Origin of the sequence: Hyphomonas sp. GM-8P (genome assembly GCF_003263315.1) — a bacterium.
Taxonomy (GTDB): Bacteria; Pseudomonadota; Alphaproteobacteria; order Caulobacterales; family Hyphomonadaceae; genus Hyphomonas.
Genome location: NZ_AWFE01000094.1, coordinates 56,498 through 75,899 on the forward strand (window position 1 = coordinate 56,498; position 19,402 = coordinate 75,899).

Consider the following 19,402-nt stretch of genomic DNA (forward strand, 5'->3'; position numbering starts at 1 on the left):
GACGCTTCAGGGGATGGTGATGGCCACAGACAATATCTGGCAGATGCTGACCGACAATGTCGGGACGGTGGTTACGGTACTGTCCGCCATTGCCGCCGTGATCAGTGCCCTCGCCAGCCGCGCCGAAACCCGCAAGCAGCGCCAGTTGCGCACCGAGCAGCTCCGCCAGACGATCGACAGTTCCAGCCTGGACTGGGGCAGCGCCGCCATCGACACGATGGCACGGGCGGCCATGCTCGCCCGCACCCGCCACCTGCACGGCAATGAAGGCTCCTTCCAGTCGGCCAAAGCGGCAACGCTGGTGAACCTGACCGCACTGATCGACCGGGGCCGCATGTTCTTCCCCAATCTGGACGAGCAAAAAAAGGGCACGGAAAAGGATGGCGCCTATCGGGGCTCCCGTCCGCCAATCCTGGACGCAATCGTCTGGGTTCATTGTGAAATTTCAGCTCTCACCCGCGATGGCGGTCCGACGGGCGACAACAGCGCCGACTTCATTGACGACTGCCGCCGCCTCGTTGTCTCGGAACTGCAGGCCCATCTCGACCCGCGCCGGTTGAACCAGGTCGTCGGACGGTATGACGGACAGACCCGCACCCACCAGAAGCAGGCGATCGAACGCGCTCAGTCCCTCAGGCAGCTGCTCTTGACTCGGCGTCCCGGGGTCTCCATCGACAACTCAAACCGCCACCCAGAACAGCCGGAGACTGTACAATGAGCGACGGATCCGGAACGCCCGCCCCAAACGGGCCGAAATCCGCTTACTTCCTCAATCACGAGGACGAAGCCGTCGAGCGCCGCACGCTGGCCGTGCTGGTGGACAACGAGCCGGGCGTGCTGGCCCGTGTCGTCGGCCTGTTCTCCGGCCGTGGCTACAATATCGACAGCCTGACGGTCGCGGAGGTGGATTCCTCCAGCCACCAGTCGCGCATCACCATCGTCACCCAGGGCACGCCGCATATCCTGGAACAGATCGAAGCGCATCTGATGCGTCTCGTGCCGGTCGGCGAAGTCGTGGACATCACCAAGTCGAAGCGCGGGATCGAGCGCGAACTGGCCCTCGTGAAAGTGGCCGGCACCGGCGAAAAGCGCGTCGAAGCACTGCGTATTGCCCAGATTTTCCGGGCGAATGTGATCGATACGACGAATGAGAGCTTCATTTTCGAGATCACCGGCGCGTCGGATAAAATCAGCCAGTTCGTGGACCTGATGACGCCGCTCGGCCTCGTCGAGGTGAGCCGTACGGGCGTTCTCTCCATCAAGCGTGGTAAGGAGAAGGGATGAGACGTCTCTTCGCCCTCCCTTTCCTGGCGGCCTGTTTTACGGCGCCTGCCCTCGCCGAAGTGCCGGTGCCGGACAGCTGCCAGCCGCGCATCGCGGGCGTCGCCCTCGCTGTGGCCGATGAGGCCGGCGAGGCGCAGCTGACATGCGATGTCGACCGCGCCGCCATCTTCCAGAGCCGGGCGAACGCGATTTTCGGACCGGTCAGTAATCCGCTGGTGCAGGTCGTTGACCTCGCGGTTTCGCTGAGCGGGGCGGTCTACGTATATGCCGTCAGTGACGTGCAGGGCGCGATGATCCTCGACGCCCGCTCCGTCCCGGCGGACATGGACGATCCCGACAATGTGCCGGTCTGCCACCTGCACACGCTGATGCCGGATGAGGCCGCATCCGAGGTTTCCCTTGGCCTGCTGAAGGCCGCCTCGCCCGACCTGCCCGGCTATGCCGAGCGGATGGAAGTCGTGGTCAATCCGGACGGATCGCACCGGTCTGTTCTCTTGCTCGACTCCCACGACGTGGTCAGCCGCGTGCAGACCGCGAACGGGACACGCGATTTCTCCCGCCACATCCGCCAGAGCGACGATGTGGCGAAACTCAACGAATTGATCATTGGCGTCGCCAATGTCAGCGACGGCTGGGACTGCAACGCCCCCTGACCGCCTAACCCCTATCCAGAACAACCCCCGACGGAGCCGAACGGAAGCCCATGAAAGTTTATTACGAGCAGGACGCAGACCTCGCCCTCATCCAGAGCAAGAAAGTGGCCGTTGTCGGCTATGGCAGCCAGGGCCACGCCCACGTGCTGAACATGCGCGACAGCGGTGTGAAGCAGGTCAAGGTCGCCCTTCAGGAAGGGTCCGCCAGCCGCAAGAAGGCAGAGGCCGAAGGCCTTGAAGTCGTCACCCCGGCAGAAGCCGCCCAGTGGGCAGACGTGCTCATGATCCTCGTGCCGGACGAAAAGCAGGCTGTGCTTTACGCCAACGAGATCGAGCCGCACCTGCGTGCCGGCCAGCACATCATGTTCGGCCACGGCTTCAACGTGCACTACAACCTGATCCGCCCGCGCGCCGATGTTGACGTGTCCCTGTCGGCCCCGAAAGGCCCCGGCCACACGCTGCGCGCACAATACCAGATGGGCTTCGGCCTGCCGGGCCTGATTGCCATCCACCAGGACGCCACGGGCACAGCCCAGGCTGTCGCCCTCTCCTATTCGAAAGCCATCGGCAACACCCGCGCCGGCGTCATTGAGACGAGCTTCCGTGAAGAGACCGAAACCGACCTCTTCGGCGAACAGGCCGTGCTTTGCGGCGGGATCGTCGAGCTGATCAAGGCTGGCTACGAAACGCTGGTCGAAGCCGGATACGCGCCGGAAATGGCCTATTTCGAGTGCCTTCACGAGACCAAGCTGATTGTCGACCTGATCTATGAAGGCGGCATCGCCAACATGAACTACTCGATCTCCAATACAGCCGAGTATGGCGAATACGTTTCCGGCCCCCGCGTCGTGAACTCGGATGCCAAGGCGAACATGAAAAAGGTCCTGGAAGACATCCAGAACGGCACGTTCGCGCGCAACTGGGTGCTGGAAAACCAGGCCGGCGCGCCGGGCTTCAACGCCATGCGCCAGCGCATGAACAGCCACCCGATCGAAGAAGTCGGCGAAAAACTGCGCGGCATGATGCACTGGGCCCAGAACGACCGCCTGGTCGACAAGTCCCGCAACTAACTCACTCTCGCGCCTCCGCTCGAACGCTGATAGAGCGGAGGCGTGACCTCAACTGGCCCCTTTCTCGTCGCCGGAGCGAACCGCCCGCTGGGGGCATTGATCGCGCTGGACCTTGCTGCCCGCGGGCTGAAGGTCGTCGCGACACGGCGCCATCCCGATGCAGAGCTTGACGCCCGGCTGCATGTCGCCGGTATCGAACTCGCCCCACTCGACCTGTCAGACCTTGCCGCCGTCCGCGCGCTTGCCCCGGAAGTCCGCGGTGCGGTGCTGACCCCGATCCTGTCAATCTCTGCTCCGGCGGCGCGGGCCTTCTGCGAGGGCGGCGTGGAGCGGGGCGTTGTCTTCTCATCCAACAATGTCGCCATCGTCGGGGCTGATCCGGTTTATGACCGGCTGCGTGCGGCAGAGACCGATGTGCAGGACGGCGCGCCCGGCTGGGCGATCCTGCGGCCAACCATGATCTATGGCTATCCGGGCGATGGGAACCTGTCGCGCCTGCTGAAACTGCTGGCCCGCCTGCCTGTGTTTCCGCGTCTCGGGTCAGGCAAAGCCAGCCAGCAACCGATCCATGTCGAAGACCTTTCCCGGCTGGCGGCAGCGCTGGTGTCGAATGAATGGAAGGCAGCCGGTCTTCTTGCTGTTGGCGGCCCGCAAACCCTGCCGCACCGGGACCTGATCACGACCGCGCGCCAGGCATCGGGCCATGCCGGGATCGATATTCCCGTCCCGCTCGGCCCCATACGTGCGCTGGTCTCTCTCCTGTCCGGTCTCGGCCTGAAGCTGCCGCTCAGCCCGGCGCAGCTCGCCCGGGTCGATCTCGACAAGGCGGCTGTGGACCCGGCCGAAATCCCGGCTACGCTGCAGCCCCGGATCACGCCGGAAGAAGGCCTCACACGGCTCGCGCGGGACCTGGAGCTCTAATCGCCTGCCGGAATACGGTTGAGATCGACAAACCCCTCGACCCCCGGCACGCGGCCTTTCATCGAATATTGCCAGATGAGCACTTCGCCCTCCGGCGGGCCGGACAGGCTGCGCATCCAGACCGGGTTCGCGGGAAAGCGGCCTTCCAGCCAATCGCGGTGAAATTCGGGCGTCGTGTAGAGCACAGGCGGGACGCCATATTCCGCCTCCAGCGCATTCAGGAAATCCTCGATCTCGGCCAGTACGGCCTCCTTCGGGCCGTCCGGCGTACAATTGTGTGCGTATTCAAGGTCCACGGCCGGCGGCAGTGTGCCGTCACGTACTTCCACTGACTGGATGAAATTCGCCGCCTGCGCGGCCCCGTTCCGGCAAAGCAGGTAAAAATGATAGGCGCCGACATGCCAGCCCCGCTGGCTCGCCTCCAGCCAGTTTTCCTGGAACCGGGTATCCTTCCAGTCCCGCCCCTCGGTGGCCTTCAGGTACACGAAATCGATGGGCGCACTGCCGAGCGCCTCCCAGTTTACCCGGCCATTGTGATGGGAAAGGTCAATGCCTTCATTGCCCGGTGCAAATGGCCCATCGGGCGTGGCTTCCGGCGCAGGCATGGCCGGCTGGGAACAGGCCGCCAGTGCCAGAAAAACCGTCGCAATCAGGCCCGTGATACGCATATTCCGATCCAACTCCCCCGCCCCGGCAGACCTGAGGCCCGTGCGGGGCCAAATCGGGGCAAGTGCCCGATCCGCTGGCGAGCGGACACCAAACCCCCCATGGAATCAACAGATTCCGCTATCCGGGCATGATCCATGCATAGACGCGCTGATAGACTAGAGAAGGGTTCAAACCTCCATGGCACCTGCAGATAAAATGCGCGGCGGAGAACCGGCAAACCTGATCCTTGAGGGAACGCGCCTCGAAGGCGATCTTCACTTCACCACACAGCTGGTCGTGGCGGGCCTGATCAAAGGCAACATCCGCTGCGAAAGCATGCTGATCATCGAACGCGGCGGACGGGTCGAAGGCCGGATCGAAGCGCCGGTGATCATCGTGCACGGGGAACTGGAAGGCACGGTCCTGGCAAACCAGTCGATCGAGATCTGGTCGGGCGCAAATGTTGGCGGCGATGTCGCCGCACGTTCCGTCCGCGTTGATGAAGGCGCCATGCTGACGGCAAACCTGCTGATCGCGGCAGACCTTCCGGATCGTTTGGGCCCACCTGAGCCTCAACAAGTTCCAGCGCCGGCAGGCATCAAGGAGCCGGTCGCCGCAGTCTCGCAACCTGCTGCGCCGACTGTCCCGCCTGTCACGGATACGCGTCCGGCAGCGCCCATGTCACCGCCGGCTTCGTTCCTCTCATCCGGCCCGGCAACCAGCCGCAGCTAAGCACAAGGCCGCGCAGCGCCTCAGCCGCCGCGCATGTCTTTCAGGCGTTCATAAGCAACGGAATCGGGATCGTACGCGCCCAGCTCGTCCAACCGGTCGCACGCCCATTCATAGTCACGGTTGCAGGACTCCTGCAGCACACGCGTGCCTTCGGGCACATTCTTGGCTCCGCCCGTGCCAGTGAACAGCATGTTGCCATAACCGGCACAGCCGCTGACTTCGCCGAGGTCACAGGACTGCTTGTAAAGGCTGCGGGCCTTCACCGGATTGGCGTCCATGCCGCGTCCCAGCATGGTGAGGTAGGCCAGCGAGGAACATCCCTTCCCATTGTCGCCATTGCAGGCCCGTTCGTACGCCTTGATGGCCAGGCCGTAGTCCTGCGTACCGCCGGTCCCTTTGCGATAGGAGTCGCCCGCCTTCACACAGGCATCATAGTCCCGCGCGGCACAGGCCGTGTTGGCTTCCTGACGCGCGGCACGCTGTGTGGCGAACGTCTCCTTGGCGTTTTCGAGCGCGATCTCGGCCTGGGATTTCTCGACCCGGCCATACTGGGCCGCGGCCGGCAAGGCGATGGCGCAACAGGTCAGCGCCGCTGCAATCAGAGGGGAGCGTATCATGGGGTCTGCCCTTCCTAAGTCATTGTTCCGTCTCTGATATAGGGACCGGATCAGGGCGTCACCAAGGCTTTGCCAGCTTAAGCTTTCTTAACCCGCACTTGTCGCTTCCACACCTGCGGGGCAGTATCCGCCGCTCAACGCACGGTCGGAGAAAAGGGAGATATCCGGATGGCTGCAGAAGACCAGGCCCCGATCGGATCGGGATTCCACGACAAGTCCACCGCCGCCGAAGTGATCGAGGGAATCGACCTGTCCGGCAAGAATGCCATTGTCACCGGCGGTTATTCCGGCATCGGACTGGAAACGGTGCGAGCCCTCGCCTCGGCGGGCGCACGGGTCACCGTCCCGGCCCGGCGGCTCGATACGGCCGAAGCCGCACTGGCGGATGTGGCTGGCGACATCGAGATCGCTGCCATGGACCTCGCTGATCTTGCCAGCGTCGAGAAATTCACCCGCGAATATGACGAGACCGGACGGGGCCTCGACATCCTGATCAACAATGCCGGCATCATGGCCTGCCCGCTGGAACGGGTCGGCCCCGGCTGGGAAAGCCAGTTCGGTATCAACCATCTCGGGCACATGGCGATGAGCCTCGCCCTCGCCCCGGCCATGCAGCGCACGGAAAATTCTCGTCTCGTTGCCCTGTCATCGATCGGCCATGCCCGGTCGGACATCATCTGGGACGATCCGAACTATACCGAGCGCGCTTACGACAAATGGGAGGCCTACGGACAGGCCAAGACCGCCGACGCCCTGTTTGCCCTCGGCGTAGACCGGCGCGGCCGGGATATCGGCATCCGCGCCTTCTCCGTCCATCCGGGCGGCATCTTCACACCGTTGCAGCGCCACCTGCCGGAAGAGGAAATGGTCGCGCTCGGCTGGAAGGCGCCGGACGGGTCCATTCCACCCATGGTGCTGGAACGGTTCAAGACACCCGAACAAGGCGCCTCCACAACCGTCTGGGCGGCAACGTCGCCCCAGTTGGCCGATCGCGGTGGCGTCTATTGCGAGGATTGCGATATCGCGCAGCTGGCCACGGAATCGAGCGAACGCTGGGAACATGTCCGCCCATGGGCCTGTGATGACGAACGGGCAGAACGCCTGTGGGAAATGAGTGAGAAAATGCTGACCGAAGCCTGATCCGATAACGGACCGTCCTGAGGAGGACTGATAAATGAAACAGATTGCACTACTCAGCCTGGCCGGCGCCCTGCTGACTGCATGCGCCACACCCGCCGCAGAACCAGCTCCGGAAGCCCCCGTGGCCGCCCCGGTCGCACCGGAAGCAGACGACGCCCCTGCGCCCAAGGTTTCGCCGGGCGGCTTCGACTATGAAAGTGTCTTCGGACAGGACGACCGACCGGAACAGGATTACGACTTGTACCCAGTGCGGAAATCCGCCGAAGTACTCGCCTTTGCGGGCATCATGCCCGGCATGACCGTTGTGGAGATGGAAGCCGGAGATGGCTTCTATACGGAGCTGCTCTCCCGGGTCGCGGGGCCAGACGGCAAGGTCTACATGCAGAACCCGCCATCCTTCAAAGCTTTCCTCGGCGACTCCGTCTCGAAACGGGTCGATGGCCGGCTGCTGAATGTTCAGATCGTGGAGAGCGCCTTCGACAACCTGTCCAATGTGCCGGACGCAGACGCAGATATCGTGACCTGGTTCCTCGGCCCGCATGAGCTCTGGTACACGCCGAAAGACGAACCGGAGGGCGTCCTCGGAGATCCCGACATGACGTTCGACGAGATTGCCCGTGTGCTGAAGCCGGGCGGCCATCTGGTCGTGCTGGACCACATGGCACCAGCCGGCTCACCGCCGACAACCGGCGGCGATACGCACAGGATCGACAAGGCTGTCATCATCGCGCTGGCTGAAAATCACGGCCTGACGCTGGTGGATGAAAGCGACGTGCTGGCCAATCCGGACGATGATGGCACTGTGCAGGTGTTCGACCCGGCCGTCCGGCGCAAGACTGACCGGTTCCTGTTGAAATTCGCCAAATAGGCGTTTTTGGCACAAAACATGCATCTCCCGGGGCGAGTTTTGGATTTGCCCGGGAGTTGTCTCATGTCCGCCATTCGTTATGTCGCCGTCTCGCTCGCCGCTGCCAGCGTTGCCCTGCCCGTTCTTGCTGCTGAAGGTGGCCAGCTGCGCGGCCGTCTGGAAGCTGACTTCCTGCCGAAAGGCGAAGAGGCCCCGGCGGTCATGGAAACCGTTGTGGTGACGGACAAAGACGGATCAGACCTGCTGGTCTCCAAGCCTGCGATCATCCGCTATGATGCAGCGCCGGAAGTTCCGGTCCGGATGGTTGCGGAAACGCGCGGCCAGGATCCGGAGCGCGCCAGCAAGACGGCAACTGAGACGCACTAGGCTGCGCGGGCCATTCCGTTTCAGGACGGAACAACATTCTCCGACAGAAGCAGTTCGCGCTGTGCACTCACGGCGCGCATGGCTTGTGCCGGTAGCCAGCAGGTGACTTCCAGTCCGCCGCCATCGACCGGCTTCATGCCGACGGTGCCGCCGTGCAGGTCGACAAAATGCTTCACCAGCGCAAGGCCCAGCCCCGCGCCGCGCTGGTCGCCTGAGACGAAGCTGTCGAAGCTCGTCGCACGCTTGTCCGCCTCAAGGCCTCGGCCATTGTCGCGGACAGAGAAGGTCACCATGTCACCCATGCGCTGGGCCGAGATGACAATCTCGCCGCCGGAATCGGTGAAGCGCAGCGAGTTGGAAATCAGGTTGAACAGGATCTGGCGGATGCGCCGCTCGTCGGCACGGATCATGCCCAGCTTGCCTTCGATCTCAGACCGGACCGCGATCTGCGTATCCTCGGCCTTCGAGACAACCATCTCGATACTTTCCTCGATCACGCCAGCCAGATCGACATCTTCGAGGTCGAGATCCATGCGGCCGGCTTCGATCATGGCGAGATCGAGGATGTTCTCGATCAGCTTGGACAGGTGATCCGAAGCAGACAGGATGGCGCTGACATAATCCTTCTGGCGCTCGGTCAGGTCGCCATTGCGCTGGGTCTCCAGCAGCTCTGCATAGCCAAAGATAACCGTGAGTGGTGAACGCAACTGGTAGGAGACATTGCGGACGAATTCCGTCTTCAGGCGGTCAGCGGCTTCGAAGGCTTCGGCGCGCTCGCGCAGGGCGGATTCGACGCGGCGGGTCGCTGTCACATCGGCAAAGGCGATCAGCGTGTTCCCGTCCGGCAGTGGATGGGTGAGGTAAGTCAGGATGGAGCCGTCCGACCGGCGCATTTCACCCGTCGTTGACTGGCGCGCCTTGGCGGAGGGATCGGTGATGTGGCTCTTCATGGCCGCCCAGATTTCCGTGTCGTGGAACAGCGGAATGCACTCCTCCACCACATCGTCATAATCCGGATGGTCCTTCAGCATCTCTTCGCTGAGGCTCCACAGGCGCTCGAACGCATTATTGTGCAGCTTCATGCGTCCGTCGCCGCCGAACACGGCAACGGCTTCGTGGAGATTGTCGAGCGTGGAGCTCTGCGTCTTCACAATCGCATTGAACCGCGTCTGCAGCTCCAGTTCGCCGGTAATGTCCTTGAACAGAAGAAGCAGGCCGCCCATCGGGTGGCGCTGACGCGTAACCGACAGGGTCCGCTCGTCCGGAAGCGACCAGGTGTCTTCCTTCACCCCGTCAATGTCGAGATAGTAGGAGAGCTCTTCAGCGCGCCATTCGGCATAGTTCGCCCGGGCCGGCAATTTGCGTCGCTCGCGCAGCCGGTCCAGCAGTTGGCCATGGCCGGGACGATCCAGCAGGAAGCTCTCATCGAGATCCCACATGTCGCGGAACGCCTTGTTGTAGAAGGTCAGCTTCCGGTCGGCGCCGAAGATCGCGACGGCATCGGCCACATGGTTCAGGGTCTCATCATGGGCACGGACGTGACGGTTCAGTTCGTCGCGCGCGTCTTCCTGCGCGGTCACATCCAGTGCCATCGCCCCTGCCCCGCCGGATAGCGGGAAAGTCAGGATACGCATCGCCCGGCGCGCACCATTGATGGTGATGTGGCGCGTCTCGTCGATGTCGATACCTTCGCTGATCGTCTTGCGAGCCTGATCGGCAGTCGCCTGGTCCAGCATCAGCTGGCGGTCCAGCACCCGGTCGAGATTGGTCCCGTCGACGGCTTCGATATAGGCGGGGTTCACCCATTGCAGCTTGCCCATGCCGGACATGCGCCAGGCCGGGAACGGCGCCTTGCCCAGCATGTCGAGGAAGGCGGTCGGATCGCGTGCAATGACCTGGCGGGCCTCCTCCAGCTTGCCGCGGGCCGAGCTTTCTTCCAGCCCCTTGATCGTCGCATCGCTAACCCAGACCACGGCGCGGGCACCAGCCGTGCGGCCGTCGGCTTCGAGGAAACGGCCGGACGGGCCGATAATGGTCAGCGAGAAGGCCTGCCCCGTCTCGCGCAGCTCGCGCAGGCGGATGCGGAGGGTCGTGTCCTGGCCGGCACTGTCGCGGGCTTCGAGGTCAGCGAGGCCCTCAATGATACGAACCGCCGGATCCGGTGAGATGGCATCGTCGGTGAAGCTCAGCAGACCGGCCAACGCGACTGGAGACCCGTACATTTCGGGCGGGATGATGTCGTCGCCTTCGGCTTCGAGCGCTTCGCCCTGCCAGACGAGAATGACACCCGGATGGGCGCCGAGGATCGAGCGATGGGCGGCGAGCGTGGTTTCCAGTTCAGCTGACCGGTCCCGGTATTTGCGGGCTGCCCCGCGCGCACCGTCCGATACCCGCAGCGCCCAAAGCAGCGCGGCAAGGCCGAGCGCTGCCGCGCCGGCGGCCATAATGATCGGAACCTGCTCCGCTGTAAGTGCCATGCCGCGTCATCCAAAAGCCCGAATCGGCCGCGATAACGACCGATGAAACGGTTAACGAATTGCCCCTCGAGCGTTAAGGGCGCGTTAACGGAGTGCTAATGCCTGGTCCATTCCGGCGCAATATAACTGAAACCATATGTTGCATAAACACAACACTCGCTTAGTCTGGCCGCCTGTTAGTGGAGTAAATCCCATGATTTTCCGTTCGATTGCGCTGGCTGGCGCCCTGTTGATGGCTGCAACCGCCCCGGCGAGCGCCCAGCAGGCCGATGACGATATTGTCCGCCTGCCCGGACAGGGATTTACCAAATCCGAAGCCCACAAGCCCCGCGGAACGCCTGACCGGCTGGTTGCTGGCGGCGGCCTGTTCCTGAGCTTTGACACCGATGGAGACGGCCGGATCACCCGTGAGGAAGTGGAAGCGGGCACCGCAGCCGCCTTCAAGAAGGCCGATGCCAATGGTGACGGTCACCTGACAGCATTCGAGCAGATCAATTGGGCCGAAAGCCTGCCGACGCGCGACGATACGCTGGCCAATCCTGTCCGCTTCGACCCGAACCTCGACCGGCGCGTCAGCCCCGAAGAGTTCGAAACCGTGATCGCTGAACTTGCGGAACACTATGTCGAAGAGACGAGCGATGTGATCGTGATTGCCTCATTGAAGGCGCCGAAGCCGAAGCCGGAACGCGCGTCACATCCGACCCCGCCCGACAGCCAGCGGCCATCGCGCGGCGTCCCCGGCGGCAGCTGAAGCCTGCCCTAGACCAGAATGTCGTAAAGATCCGTCCGGCGGTCGCGGAAGAAGCCCCACGCTGCACGGTCACGATCGACCACGTCCAGGTCGAAGCTCGCAACCAGCACACCTTCCTCAATGCGTCCGAAATCGGTGACAACTTCGCCGACATGGTCGGTGATGAAGCTCGTGCCGTAGAAGATCTGGCCTTCCTCATCGCCCACGCGATTGGCCGCCACGACCGGAATGACATTGGCAACGGCATGGCCCTGCATCACCCGGCGCCAACGTGCGGCGGTGTCGAGACTAGCATCGTGTGGCTCCGCACCGATCGCCGTCGGGTACAGCAGGACGTCCGCGCACATCAGGGCCATGGCGCGCGCTGCTTCCGGAAACCACTGGTCCCAGCAGATGCCGACGCCGATATTGCCCTTCATGGTCTGCCAGGTACGAAAGCCCGTATCGCCTGGCCGGAAATAGTATTTTTCCTGGTAGCCGGGGCCATCCGGAATATGGCTCTTGCGATAGATACCCAGCGGCGTGCCATCGGCATCGATCATGACGAGCGAATTGTAATAGTGCGGACCGTCCTTCTCGTAGATCGAGACGGGGATGACGACGCCGAGTTCCGCCGCGAGTTCTGCCAGCTGCACCACGGCGGGATGGTCCTGCCAGGGCAAGGCACGCGCGAAATGATGCTCCTCCTGCGTCTTGCAGAAATAATAACCGCAGAAGAGTTCGGGCGGCAGCACGACATCGGCGCCCTGCCCGGCGGCCTCACGGATGAAACCTGCCACGCGGTCGATATTGTCCTGCATGTCGTCACTCGGGGTGAACTGGATGCTGGCGACAGTGAGAGTACGGCTCATCTTCAGATCCTCCGGATCAGGCGGGAATTTCGCGGGTCATGCAGTGGAAGCTTCCGCCTCCACCCAGGATATGTCCAGCCGGCAGGCCGATGATCTTGCGGCCCGGGAACAGGACACGCATCTCCGACAGCGCCACAAGGCTGTAATGGTCCTCATAGACCGGCACCAGCACGGCGCCATTGGTGATGGTAAAATTCATATGGCTTGCCGGGATCGGCTCGCCATCCTCGCCGAGGATCAGTCCGGGTGACGGAATCGTCGTCACATCCAGGCCTGCATTGCGCAGCGTGGCTTCGATCTCCAGCAGGACCTCGGTGTTCGGGTCATCGTCACCGGACGGCATCTGGCAGAGCGCATGGCCCGGCCCGATGAAGCGGGCGATATTGTCGACATGGCCGTCGGTGTGGTCGTTCAGCAGGCCATCGCCCAGCCAGATCATTTCGTCGATGCCAAGTGCCGCGCAGATGCGGGCCTCGATCTCGTCTGCCGTCAGGTCCGGATTGCGGTTTGGATTTAGCAGGCACTGGCGCGTGGTCAGCAGGCGGCCTGTGCCGTCGGCATCGATGGCGCCGCCTTCCAGTACGATGTCATGCGGAGTGGCAGGCAGCGTCTCATAGGTCGCAATCGCCGCTGCCGTCTCTGTGTCGCCGGGCATCAGGTATTTGCCGCCCCATCCATTGAAGCGGAAGGTCTGCGCCACACGCGTCTCGCCCTGCCCCGTAACGATGGGGCCTGTATCGCGCAGCCAGATGTCCCCGGCCGGCAGCTCCACGACTTTCGCCACGTCGCCGACCGCCGCGGTGGCCGAGGCCAGTGCTTCGGCAGATCCGGCTGCAACACGGACTGGCAGATGGTCGGCGGCTGCCCGGATGAATCCGGCGATCTGCTGGCGCGGGCCTTCAAGACTGCCGCCCCATTCGTCGGCAAGATGCGGCCAGCCGCACCAGAGGGCAGCCTGCGGCGCCCATTCGGGCGGAAGGAAGGGTTTGTTGTCACTCATCGCGCGCGCCATGCCACACCTGTCAATAAAGGAAAAGGGCGGCCCCACATGGAGGCCGCCCTTCCCGATTTCAATTCAGTTCAGGCCGTAAGGCTTAGAACTTGTACTTCACACCGAAGTGGACCTGCCACAGCGACGGGCTGACCACGATGGAGTCACGGTCGGCGCTCGAGTTGAAGCCGTCGATGATGTAACGGCCCTGGGCGTCGATGCCGCTGATCGAGTACAGCTCGGCGTTGGCCGGGAAGCCGTGCTCGCGAAGGATACCCCAATCCGAGTTCAGCAGGTTGCCGACGTTTTCGACAATGATGAACGCTTCAGCGCGGTCGTCAGCGCGGAGGCCCGGAAGCTCCTGGGTCAGTTTCAGGTCGAACTTCGTCCACCAGTCATCAGCAGCCGAGTTGCGACGGATGATGCTGCCACGTGCGTCCTGAAGGGTCTCGTCCTTGTTGATGAAGGCAACGAGCGACTCAACAGCACCCATATCCGAGTCAGGCGAGATCAGCGGATCTGCGATGCCAGTCGGGATGTAGGCCAGAGCACGGCGGTTGCTGAACAGCGGCGAGAAGATGCCGGTGTTCGAACCGAACGTGTAGGAGTACGGAGCACCTTCGTTGGCCGTACCGAAGAGCGATGCCTTCGTGTAGAGACCTTTGAAGAATTCCTTCTCCCAGTTGACCGTCAGGTTGATGCGGTGAGCGATCTCGTAGTCCGAAGTGCCGAGATCCGGGTTCACAGCGTCAGACGTCGTGAAGTTGGAGAAGTTCGAGAACGCAACCGACGAAGTCATCGGGTTCACATCGTCTGCGTCGGTGTAGGCATAGCCCAGCGACCAGTCGATGCCGTTGTCGTACTCTTTGGACACGCCCACGGACAGGACCAGTGCGTCACCCTTCTCCTCGGTATTGGTGAGAAGGAAGTCGTTGGTGTTGCCGGTGCCGTAGATCGGGCGGCCGTCCGGAGCGGTATCCGTCTGCACCCAGCTGATCGGAACAGCGATCGCTGCTTCGTTTGTCTTGGAGTACAGAATGTCGGCCATGAAGCGCCAGTTGTCGCCCAGCAGCGGGTGGCCGCTGTCATAGTCGACGACCGTACCGAGCGCGAACTTCCATTCGGACGGCAGTTCGAAGTTCGGGTCGAGCGCGTTGACCGGGCCACCGCCTTCAGCAGCGCCAACAGCAGCAATGAACTCATCCGGAACGTTGATGAACGGGCTGCCGGTACCACCACCGTAGGTGAAGTCGTTGATGTTGGTCAGCGAACCGTCGCCGACACAGTCGGACGACCGGCCACGGTTGCGGCATTCGAACAGGGTCACACCATTGTTGGAGTAGTTGTTCGAGATCCAGACGTTCGGGTTACCACCGGAGTAGAGACCGGCACCGCCGTGGAAGCTGATGTCGTCATTGAACTCATAGGTGAAGCCGAAGCGCGGCTGCAGCAGGTCGCGGCCGTCCATGTTTTCGTCGTTACGGATGCCGTAATCGTCGAAGAAGCCCTGGTTGAACATCGGCTTGTCGCCCGACGTGTAGAAGTCGTAGCGGAGGCCGAGGACAACATCGAGCTTGTCCGTAACCTGCCAGTCGTCCTGCACGTAGATCGTGTTGATTTCGTAGCCGAAGTCGGCTGCGCCATCATTCTGATCGTTGGAACCAGCAGCGTTCTCGTAGCGGAAGTCATCGAAATCGCCTGCAGCGAAGTCTGCGATCGAACCGAAGACCCACTCGCCCTTAACTTCCTGGATGAAGAGGTTGAACACTTCGAACTCTTCGCGTTCGGCACCGAACGTGAAGGTGTGGTCACCCATCGTGTAGTCGGCTTTCGCCTTGTAGTTCAGGGTCGTGTAATTCAGCTCGTTGGCGTGACGGGAATCGTCGGCGCCGAGGTAGACGGTGCTGCCACCCACATCGACCTGAACTTCACCGAAATTGTCGAGACCGGCAACCGGGGTCTGACGGTTGTCGAGATCAACATAGGTAACACGCAGTTCGGTCGACAGGTTGTCGGTCCAGTCGGAGTACAGAGCACCGGAGTAGTTCTGCAGTTTGGCGCCACGCTCATAGTAGTGGTTACCGTCAGAAAGACGGCTGGAGCCGGAATCCGACGGGCTCAGATTGAAGCCGTCATTGTAATTGTACGAGAAGGTCGCACGATGGTCATCGTTGATGTTCCAGTCGATCTTTGCGAAGATTTTCTCGTCCTCGACGCCGATAGACGTCGGCAGGCCGCCGGAAACGTAGCCATAGCCTTCAGCGATCGAGATGATCTGATCGTAATCAGCCTGGGTGATGCCAGCGCTTTCCGGCGTGAAGCCGAAGATGTTTGCGCCTTCGAATTTCTCGTAGGAACCGAAGAAGAACAGCTTGTCCTTGATGATCGGGCCGCCAACGTTGAAGCCGTAGCGCTTCTCTTCGAACGAGCCGAGGTCGCGGGCGATGCCGTCGGTTTCGTCGCCGGTCAGCGAGTCATCGGTGTAGTCGAAGAACAGGCCGCCGTGGAATTCGTTGCCGCCGGACTTGGTCACAGCGTTGACGTTACAGGCGGTGAACTGGCCGTATTCGACGTCGAACGGAGCAAGCTCAACAGAGACCTGTTCGATCGAGTCGAAGGAGAACGGAATGCGCTCGGTCGGGTAACCGTTCGAGTTCAGACCGAAATTGTCGGACAGGCGTGCGCCGTCGACGGTCAGCGAGTTGTAGCGCGGGTTGGCACCGGCGCAGTTGATGGAGTCGTTGAAGGCTTCGTCGACATAGACGCGCGGGTCGAGACGGACGATATCCTTGATGTCGCGGTTCATCGCCGGAAGATTTTCCAGCGTCGCGAGGTTGTAGGTCGAAGACGGGCCGGTAGCGACCTGAGCGACCTGAAGCGCGGTGCCGGTGATGACAACCGTGTCCATGACGGCAGCGTCGTCTGCGCGCGAGATCGAGAGGTTGAGGTCGGTATCTTCACCGAGGTTGGCGTAAACGCCTTCAGCGCGGGCCGGAACGAAGCCTTCACCGGTGATGGTGACGCTGTACGGGCCGCCAACGCGGAGGTTTTGAGCCGCGAACTGGCCAGCTGCGTTGGTCGAAGCGACGGAAACCGTACCCGATGGCTCGTGAAGGATGGTGACGGTAGCGCCGGAAACGGCTGCTCCGGACTCATCAGCGACGGTGCCGGAGATCGACGAGGTCGTAACCTGTGCCGATGCAATGCCTGCCGCCGTGATCGCGATGGCTGATACAGCAGCCCCGCGAGCGAAGTTATTCCAGTTGATCATGATTTTCCCCTGTCCGAGAGATCCCCAGCCGATGCCCTTGCACATCGCCCGGTTTGGGGTCGCATAACGACTCCGGATGACAGATTAGTGACAGGATCTTGAAGGTTAAACACATGCCTATCGGATTCGTGTCAAAGGCGATGGTGCGATGCAAAAATGACACGGTTGCAATAATCGGTTCACCTGAACTTCACCCGAAAACGTGCATTTTGGGGTATATTCTGTCTCCGCCCCATCGCATAACCGGCGTCTCTCCCGAAAGGCCTGAGGCAAATGACCGAATCCCCCGGCGAATCGACGACAGACTGGCGCCGTATCACCTATCTGACCCTGATGATTCTGCTGGCCCTGCGTGTCCTGCTGCTCGCGGTCTCACCGCTGAACCTCTATGCCGATGAAGCCCAGTACTGGCGCTGGGGCGAGACGCTGGACTGGGGCTATTATTCAAAGCCGCCGATGATCGCCTGGCTGATCCACGCGGTGACCTCCGTCCTCGGCAATTCGGAATGGGCCGTGCGCCTGCCCGCCCCTTTCTTGCACACGGCCGGGGCCATTTTCCTGTTTCATCTCGGTCGCGACATGTATGGCGCCCGCACCGGCATGCTGGCAGCACTTGGCTATGCGCTGATGCCGGCGGTGATCCTGTCCTCCGCCGTGATCTCGACCGATGGCGTGCTGATGCCCTTCTGGTGCGCGGCCCTCTTCTGCTTCTGGCGCCTGCGCACCGGGGACGGCAGCTGGGCCAGCGCCGCCGGTCTCGGTCTCGCCATCGGCGCGGGCCTCCTGTCGAAATATGCGATGATCTATTTCCTGATCGGCATCGTCCTGACCTTGCTGATCGACCGGGACACGCGCCGCGCGCTGATTTCGCCGCGCGGCCTCCTCGTGCTGGCACTCGCCGCGCTGGTCTTCGCCCCGCACATGGCCTGGAATGCCGCGCATGATTTCAAGACGGTCAGTCACACGGTCGACAATGCCAATCTCGGCGGAGACCTGATCAATCCCGAAAACGCGCTGACTTTCCTGGTCGACCAGTTGGGCGTGTTCGGGCCGATCAGTTTCCTGGCGCTCGTCTCCGGCCTGTTTGTTATCCGGTCCCAGGATGAAGGCATGATGGGGCGGGACCGTTGGCTCTTGTGCTTCATCCTGCCGGTCCTGATCATCATTCTCGGCCAGGCCGTCCTCTCCCGCGCGAATGCGAACTGGGCGGCAACAGCCTACCCCGCCGCCAGCGTGCTGGTTGCAGCCTGGCTGGTGCGCGCTCGCCCCAACCGGAACCTCTGGTTCATCGTGGCGGGGCTCACCTTTGTGGCGCTTCAGTTCGTGCCGGACCTCAGCGTCTGGGTGCGCCTTGGGCTGGGCGTTCTGGTGAGTGGCGGCCTTCTGCTGTTCGCGACCATGATGAAATACCGCCCGTCCGGCCTGCTCTGGTTCAGCATCGGCCTGCATGGCGTTCTCGCGCTGAGCTTCGCGGTGATCTCGCTCCTGCCTCTGCAAACATCCACCGCACTCGGTCTCGACAATGCGCTGAAGCGCACGCGTGGCTGGGACGAGGCGTCAAAGGACGTATTCGGTTTTGCCCGATCCCTCGGCGCAACCGCGGTGCTCGTGGACGAGCGCGAAGTCTGGCACGGACTGGACTATTATGGCCGCAACCGGACCTTGCCGCTGCTCTCCTGGCGGCGTTACGGCGTGCCGAAAAGCTTCTCTGAATCCCAGCCGCTCGCCACCCCGCTGGACCAGCGCGTGCTTGTCGTCTCGATCCATGCGGGTATGCGGCCCATGCTGCGCAGCGAGTTCGAGACCTTCGAACAGGTGGGCGAGATTTCGGTGCCGCTCGGCAAGCGCAGCAATGGCTGTCCGCTGTCGCGCACCTTCGTCCTTTATGTCGCTTCAGGATTTGAGCCACAGGTGCATGACGCGGCCTGGGAAGACCGGTTCAAAGGCCAGACGGAATTCCCGCCAGCCCCCTGCTCTGCAAAATCGGAATCGCCGGATCCGTGACCGCCAGATCAGTGGCCGGATGAGGCGCCTGCCCAGACATTCTTCACCCGCGCATCACGTCCGCAGGCTGTGCGGTAGTAGCGGTATTTGAGCGGGTTCTTCTTGTAATAGTCCTGGTGATAATCCTCGGCCGGCCAGAAAGTGCTGGCGTCGAGGATCTGCGTCACCACAGGCGTGCCCAGCACGCCGGACGCGTTGATCATGTCGATCTCGGCTTCCACCACTTCGCGCTGGTCACCATTGGCGACAAACACAGCAGAGCGATAGCTGTCCCCCTTGTCGCAGAACTGGCCGGTCGCATCGGTCGGGTCGATGTGGTGGAAATAGTAGTCCACCAGCGCATCATAGCTGACCTTGTCCGGATCATAAGTGACTTTGACGGCCTCATAATGGCCTGTCTTTTCGTGCGAGACCTGCTTGTAGGTCGGGTTCACCACCGTGCCACCGGTATAGCCGGACACGGTCGAGACGACGCCGTCCACCTTGTCGAAGTCCGCTTCCACGCACCAGAAGCAGCCACCTGCAAACACTGCCGTCGACAGACGTTTCGCGTCCGGGCTGGAAACCTGATCCTGCGCACCGGCGCTGGAAAAGAAGCCAAGCGCCATCGCGGCAAGGCCTGCAACAAGGGCAACAGACTGGGGTGAACGGGTACGCATCTTACTTCTACTCTGTCATTCAGGCCGGAACCATTTTACTTCCCGTCTGATATGGGAAATGACCGATGGTTCGTAACCCTGTAAACACAGTCCTAACAG

18 protein-coding genes are annotated in these 19,402 nt (G+C 62.3%); 11 read left to right on the forward strand and 7 right to left on the reverse strand.

The window, feature by feature from the left end; all coding sequences use genetic code 11:
* Positions 1–19 precede the first annotated feature (19 nt).
* From HY26_RS14435 to HY26_RS14455, 5 genes are read left to right on the forward strand one after another with little or no spacing between them, the layout of a single operon-like run.
* The gene (locus HY26_RS14435) at positions 20–718 is read left to right on the forward strand and encodes a hypothetical protein (RefSeq protein WP_146740244.1); all 699 of its coding nucleotides are present in this window, start codon (positions 20–22) and stop codon (positions 716–718) included.
* Positions 715–1,284 carry an acetolactate synthase small subunit gene (gene ilvN, locus HY26_RS14440; RefSeq protein WP_034761807.1) on the forward strand — a complete coding sequence of 190 codons (570 nt, stop codon included), beginning with the start codon at positions 715–717 and terminating at the stop codon, positions 1,282–1,284. Before HY26_RS14435 ends, ilvN begins: the two co-directional genes overlap by 4 nt.
* Positions 1,281–1,937, forward strand: a complete 657-nt coding sequence (locus HY26_RS14445; RefSeq protein ID WP_034761804.1) for a hypothetical protein — start codon at positions 1,281–1,283, stop codon at positions 1,935–1,937. The genes ilvN and HY26_RS14445 overlap by 4 nt, the downstream gene beginning before the upstream one ends.
* A 50-nt stretch (positions 1,938–1,987) precedes the next feature.
* Positions 1,988–3,007, forward strand: coding sequence for a ketol-acid reductoisomerase (gene ilvC, locus HY26_RS14450; RefSeq protein WP_112073903.1), 1,020 nt, complete (start codon positions 1,988–1,990; stop codon positions 3,005–3,007).
* Between the two features lie 42 nt (positions 3,008–3,049).
* Positions 3,050–3,928, forward strand: a complete 879-nt coding sequence (locus tag HY26_RS14455; RefSeq protein ID WP_146740245.1) for a hypothetical protein — start codon at positions 3,050–3,052, stop codon at positions 3,926–3,928.
* Here HY26_RS14455 and HY26_RS14460 read toward each other — a convergent pair.
* Positions 3,925–4,596: a GH25 family lysozyme gene (locus tag HY26_RS14460; protein ID WP_112073905.1), complete on the reverse strand. Its 672-nt coding sequence runs from the start codon at positions 4,594–4,596 to the stop codon at positions 3,925–3,927. The two genes, HY26_RS14455 and HY26_RS14460, sit on opposite strands and share 4 nt — an antisense overlap.
* Positions 4,597–4,774: 178 nt before the next feature.
* On the opposite strand from HY26_RS14460, the gene HY26_RS14465 reads away from it, so the two are divergent.
* On the forward strand, positions 4,775–5,308 hold the full coding sequence (locus HY26_RS14465; protein ID WP_112073906.1) for a polymer-forming cytoskeletal protein: 534 nt from the start codon (positions 4,775–4,777) through the stop codon (positions 5,306–5,308).
* A 20-nt stretch (positions 5,309–5,328) separates the two neighbouring features.
* Here HY26_RS14465 and HY26_RS14470 read toward each other — a convergent pair whose 3' ends face one another.
* Positions 5,329–5,925, reverse strand: coding sequence for a tetratricopeptide repeat protein (locus tag HY26_RS14470; protein WP_034761795.1), 597 nt, complete (start codon positions 5,923–5,925; stop codon positions 5,329–5,331).
* Between the two features lie 168 nt (positions 5,926–6,093).
* On the opposite strand from HY26_RS14470, the gene HY26_RS14475 reads away from it, so the two are divergent.
* The 3 genes from HY26_RS14475 (at position 6,094) to HY26_RS14485 (ending at position 8,299) form a co-directional block, all read left to right on the forward strand.
* Positions 6,094–7,065 carry an oxidoreductase gene (locus HY26_RS14475; RefSeq protein WP_112073907.1) on the forward strand — a complete coding sequence of 324 codons (972 nt, stop codon included), beginning with the start codon at positions 6,094–6,096 and terminating at the stop codon, positions 7,063–7,065.
* Between the two features lie 34 nt (positions 7,066–7,099).
* Entirely contained in the window at positions 7,100–7,933 is an 834-nt protein-coding gene (locus tag HY26_RS14480; protein WP_112073908.1) for a class I SAM-dependent methyltransferase, read from the forward strand.
* A 63-nt stretch (positions 7,934–7,996) separates the two neighbouring features.
* Positions 7,997–8,299 (forward strand): hypothetical protein, encoded by a 303-nt coding sequence (locus HY26_RS14485; protein WP_034761792.1) that lies wholly within the window; start codon positions 7,997–7,999, stop codon positions 8,297–8,299.
* 20 nt (positions 8,300–8,319) lie between these two features.
* On the opposite strand, the gene HY26_RS14490 is transcribed toward HY26_RS14485, so the two are convergent.
* Positions 8,320–10,776, reverse strand: coding sequence for a PAS domain-containing sensor histidine kinase (locus HY26_RS14490; RefSeq protein WP_112073909.1), 2,457 nt, complete (start codon positions 10,774–10,776; stop codon positions 8,320–8,322).
* 193 nt (positions 10,777–10,969) lie between these two features.
* Between HY26_RS14490 and HY26_RS14495 the strand changes: the two genes are divergently transcribed.
* The gene (locus HY26_RS14495; protein ID WP_158531516.1) at positions 10,970–11,527 is read left to right on the forward strand and encodes an EF-hand domain-containing protein; all 558 of its coding nucleotides are present in this window, start codon (positions 10,970–10,972) and stop codon (positions 11,525–11,527) included.
* Between the two features lie 8 nt (positions 11,528–11,535).
* Here the strand turns inward: HY26_RS14495 and aguB are convergent, their stop codons facing one another.
* The 3 genes from aguB to HY26_RS14510 all read right to left on the reverse strand — a co-directional run bounded on the left by aguB (position 11,536) and on the right by HY26_RS14510 (position 16,640).
* Positions 11,536–12,378, reverse strand: coding sequence for an N-carbamoylputrescine amidase (gene aguB / locus HY26_RS14500; protein ID WP_112073911.1), 843 nt, complete (start codon positions 12,376–12,378; stop codon positions 11,536–11,538).
* A gap of 16 nt (positions 12,379–12,394) precedes the next feature.
* Positions 12,395–13,378 (reverse strand): agmatine deiminase family protein, encoded by a 984-nt coding sequence (locus tag HY26_RS14505; protein ID WP_034762501.1) that lies wholly within the window; start codon positions 13,376–13,378, stop codon positions 12,395–12,397.
* A gap of 94 nt (positions 13,379–13,472) precedes the next feature.
* Positions 13,473–16,640 (reverse strand): TonB-dependent receptor, encoded by a 3,168-nt coding sequence (locus HY26_RS14510; RefSeq protein ID WP_112073912.1) that lies wholly within the window; start codon positions 16,638–16,640, stop codon positions 13,473–13,475.
* A gap of 273 nt (positions 16,641–16,913) precedes the next feature.
* Here HY26_RS14510 and HY26_RS14515 point away from each other — a divergent pair, with 273 nt between their 5' ends.
* A complete protein-coding gene (locus tag HY26_RS14515; RefSeq protein WP_112073913.1) occupies positions 16,914–18,644 on the forward strand; it encodes a glycosyltransferase family 39 protein in 1,731 nt (576 codons plus the stop codon).
* Positions 18,645–18,652: 8 nt separating this feature from the next.
* Here HY26_RS14515 and msrA read toward each other — a convergent pair whose 3' ends face one another.
* A complete protein-coding gene (msrA, locus tag HY26_RS14520; protein WP_199288559.1) occupies positions 18,653–19,303 on the reverse strand; it encodes a peptide-methionine (S)-S-oxide reductase MsrA in 651 nt (216 codons plus the stop codon).
* Between the last annotated feature and the right edge of the window lie 99 nt (positions 19,304–19,402).

What these genes read in the sequence shown, in the direction of transcription:
- HY26_RS14435 (WP_146740244.1), top strand. Translation starts at nt 20, where the DNA reads ATGGCCACAGACAATATCTGGCAGATGCTGACCGACAATGTCGGGACG.
- ilvN (WP_034761807.1), top strand. Translation starts at nt 715, where the DNA reads ATGAGCGACGGATCCGGAACGCCCGCCCCAAACGGGCCGAAATCCGCT.
- HY26_RS14445 (WP_034761804.1), top strand. Translation starts at nt 1,281, where the DNA reads ATGAGACGTCTCTTCGCCCTCCCTTTCCTGGCGGCCTGTTTTACGGCG.
- ilvC (WP_112073903.1), top strand. Translation starts at nt 1,988, where the DNA reads ATGAAAGTTTATTACGAGCAGGACGCAGACCTCGCCCTCATCCAGAGC.
- HY26_RS14460 (WP_112073905.1), bottom strand. Translation starts at nt 4,596, where the DNA reads ATGCGTATCACGGGCCTGATTGCGACGGTTTTTCTGGCACTGGCGGCC.
- HY26_RS14465 (WP_112073906.1), top strand. Translation starts at nt 4,775, where the DNA reads ATGGCACCTGCAGATAAAATGCGCGGCGGAGAACCGGCAAACCTGATC.
- HY26_RS14470 (WP_034761795.1), bottom strand. Translation starts at nt 5,925, where the DNA reads ATGATACGCTCCCCTCTGATTGCAGCGGCGCTGACCTGTTGCGCCATC.
- HY26_RS14475 (WP_112073907.1), top strand. Translation starts at nt 6,094, where the DNA reads ATGGCTGCAGAAGACCAGGCCCCGATCGGATCGGGATTCCACGACAAG.
- HY26_RS14480 (WP_112073908.1), top strand. Translation starts at nt 7,100, where the DNA reads ATGAAACAGATTGCACTACTCAGCCTGGCCGGCGCCCTGCTGACTGCA.
- HY26_RS14485 (WP_034761792.1), top strand. Translation starts at nt 7,997, where the DNA reads ATGTCCGCCATTCGTTATGTCGCCGTCTCGCTCGCCGCTGCCAGCGTT.
- HY26_RS14490 (WP_112073909.1), bottom strand. Translation starts at nt 10,776, where the DNA reads ATGGCACTTACAGCGGAGCAGGTTCCGATCATTATGGCCGCCGGCGCG.
- HY26_RS14495 (WP_158531516.1), top strand. Translation starts at nt 10,970, where the DNA reads ATGATTTTCCGTTCGATTGCGCTGGCTGGCGCCCTGTTGATGGCTGCA.
- aguB (WP_112073911.1), bottom strand. Translation starts at nt 12,378, where the DNA reads ATGAGCCGTACTCTCACTGTCGCCAGCATCCAGTTCACCCCGAGTGAC.
- HY26_RS14505 (WP_034762501.1), bottom strand. Translation starts at nt 13,378, where the DNA reads ATGAGTGACAACAAACCCTTCCTTCCGCCCGAATGGGCGCCGCAGGCT.
- HY26_RS14510 (WP_112073912.1), bottom strand. Translation starts at nt 16,640, where the DNA reads ATGATCAACTGGAATAACTTCGCTCGCGGGGCTGCTGTATCAGCCATC.
- HY26_RS14515 (WP_112073913.1), top strand. Translation starts at nt 16,914, where the DNA reads ATGACCGAATCCCCCGGCGAATCGACGACAGACTGGCGCCGTATCACC.
- msrA (WP_199288559.1), bottom strand. Translation starts at nt 19,303, where the DNA reads ATGCGTACCCGTTCACCCCAGTCTGTTGCCCTTGTTGCAGGCCTTGCC.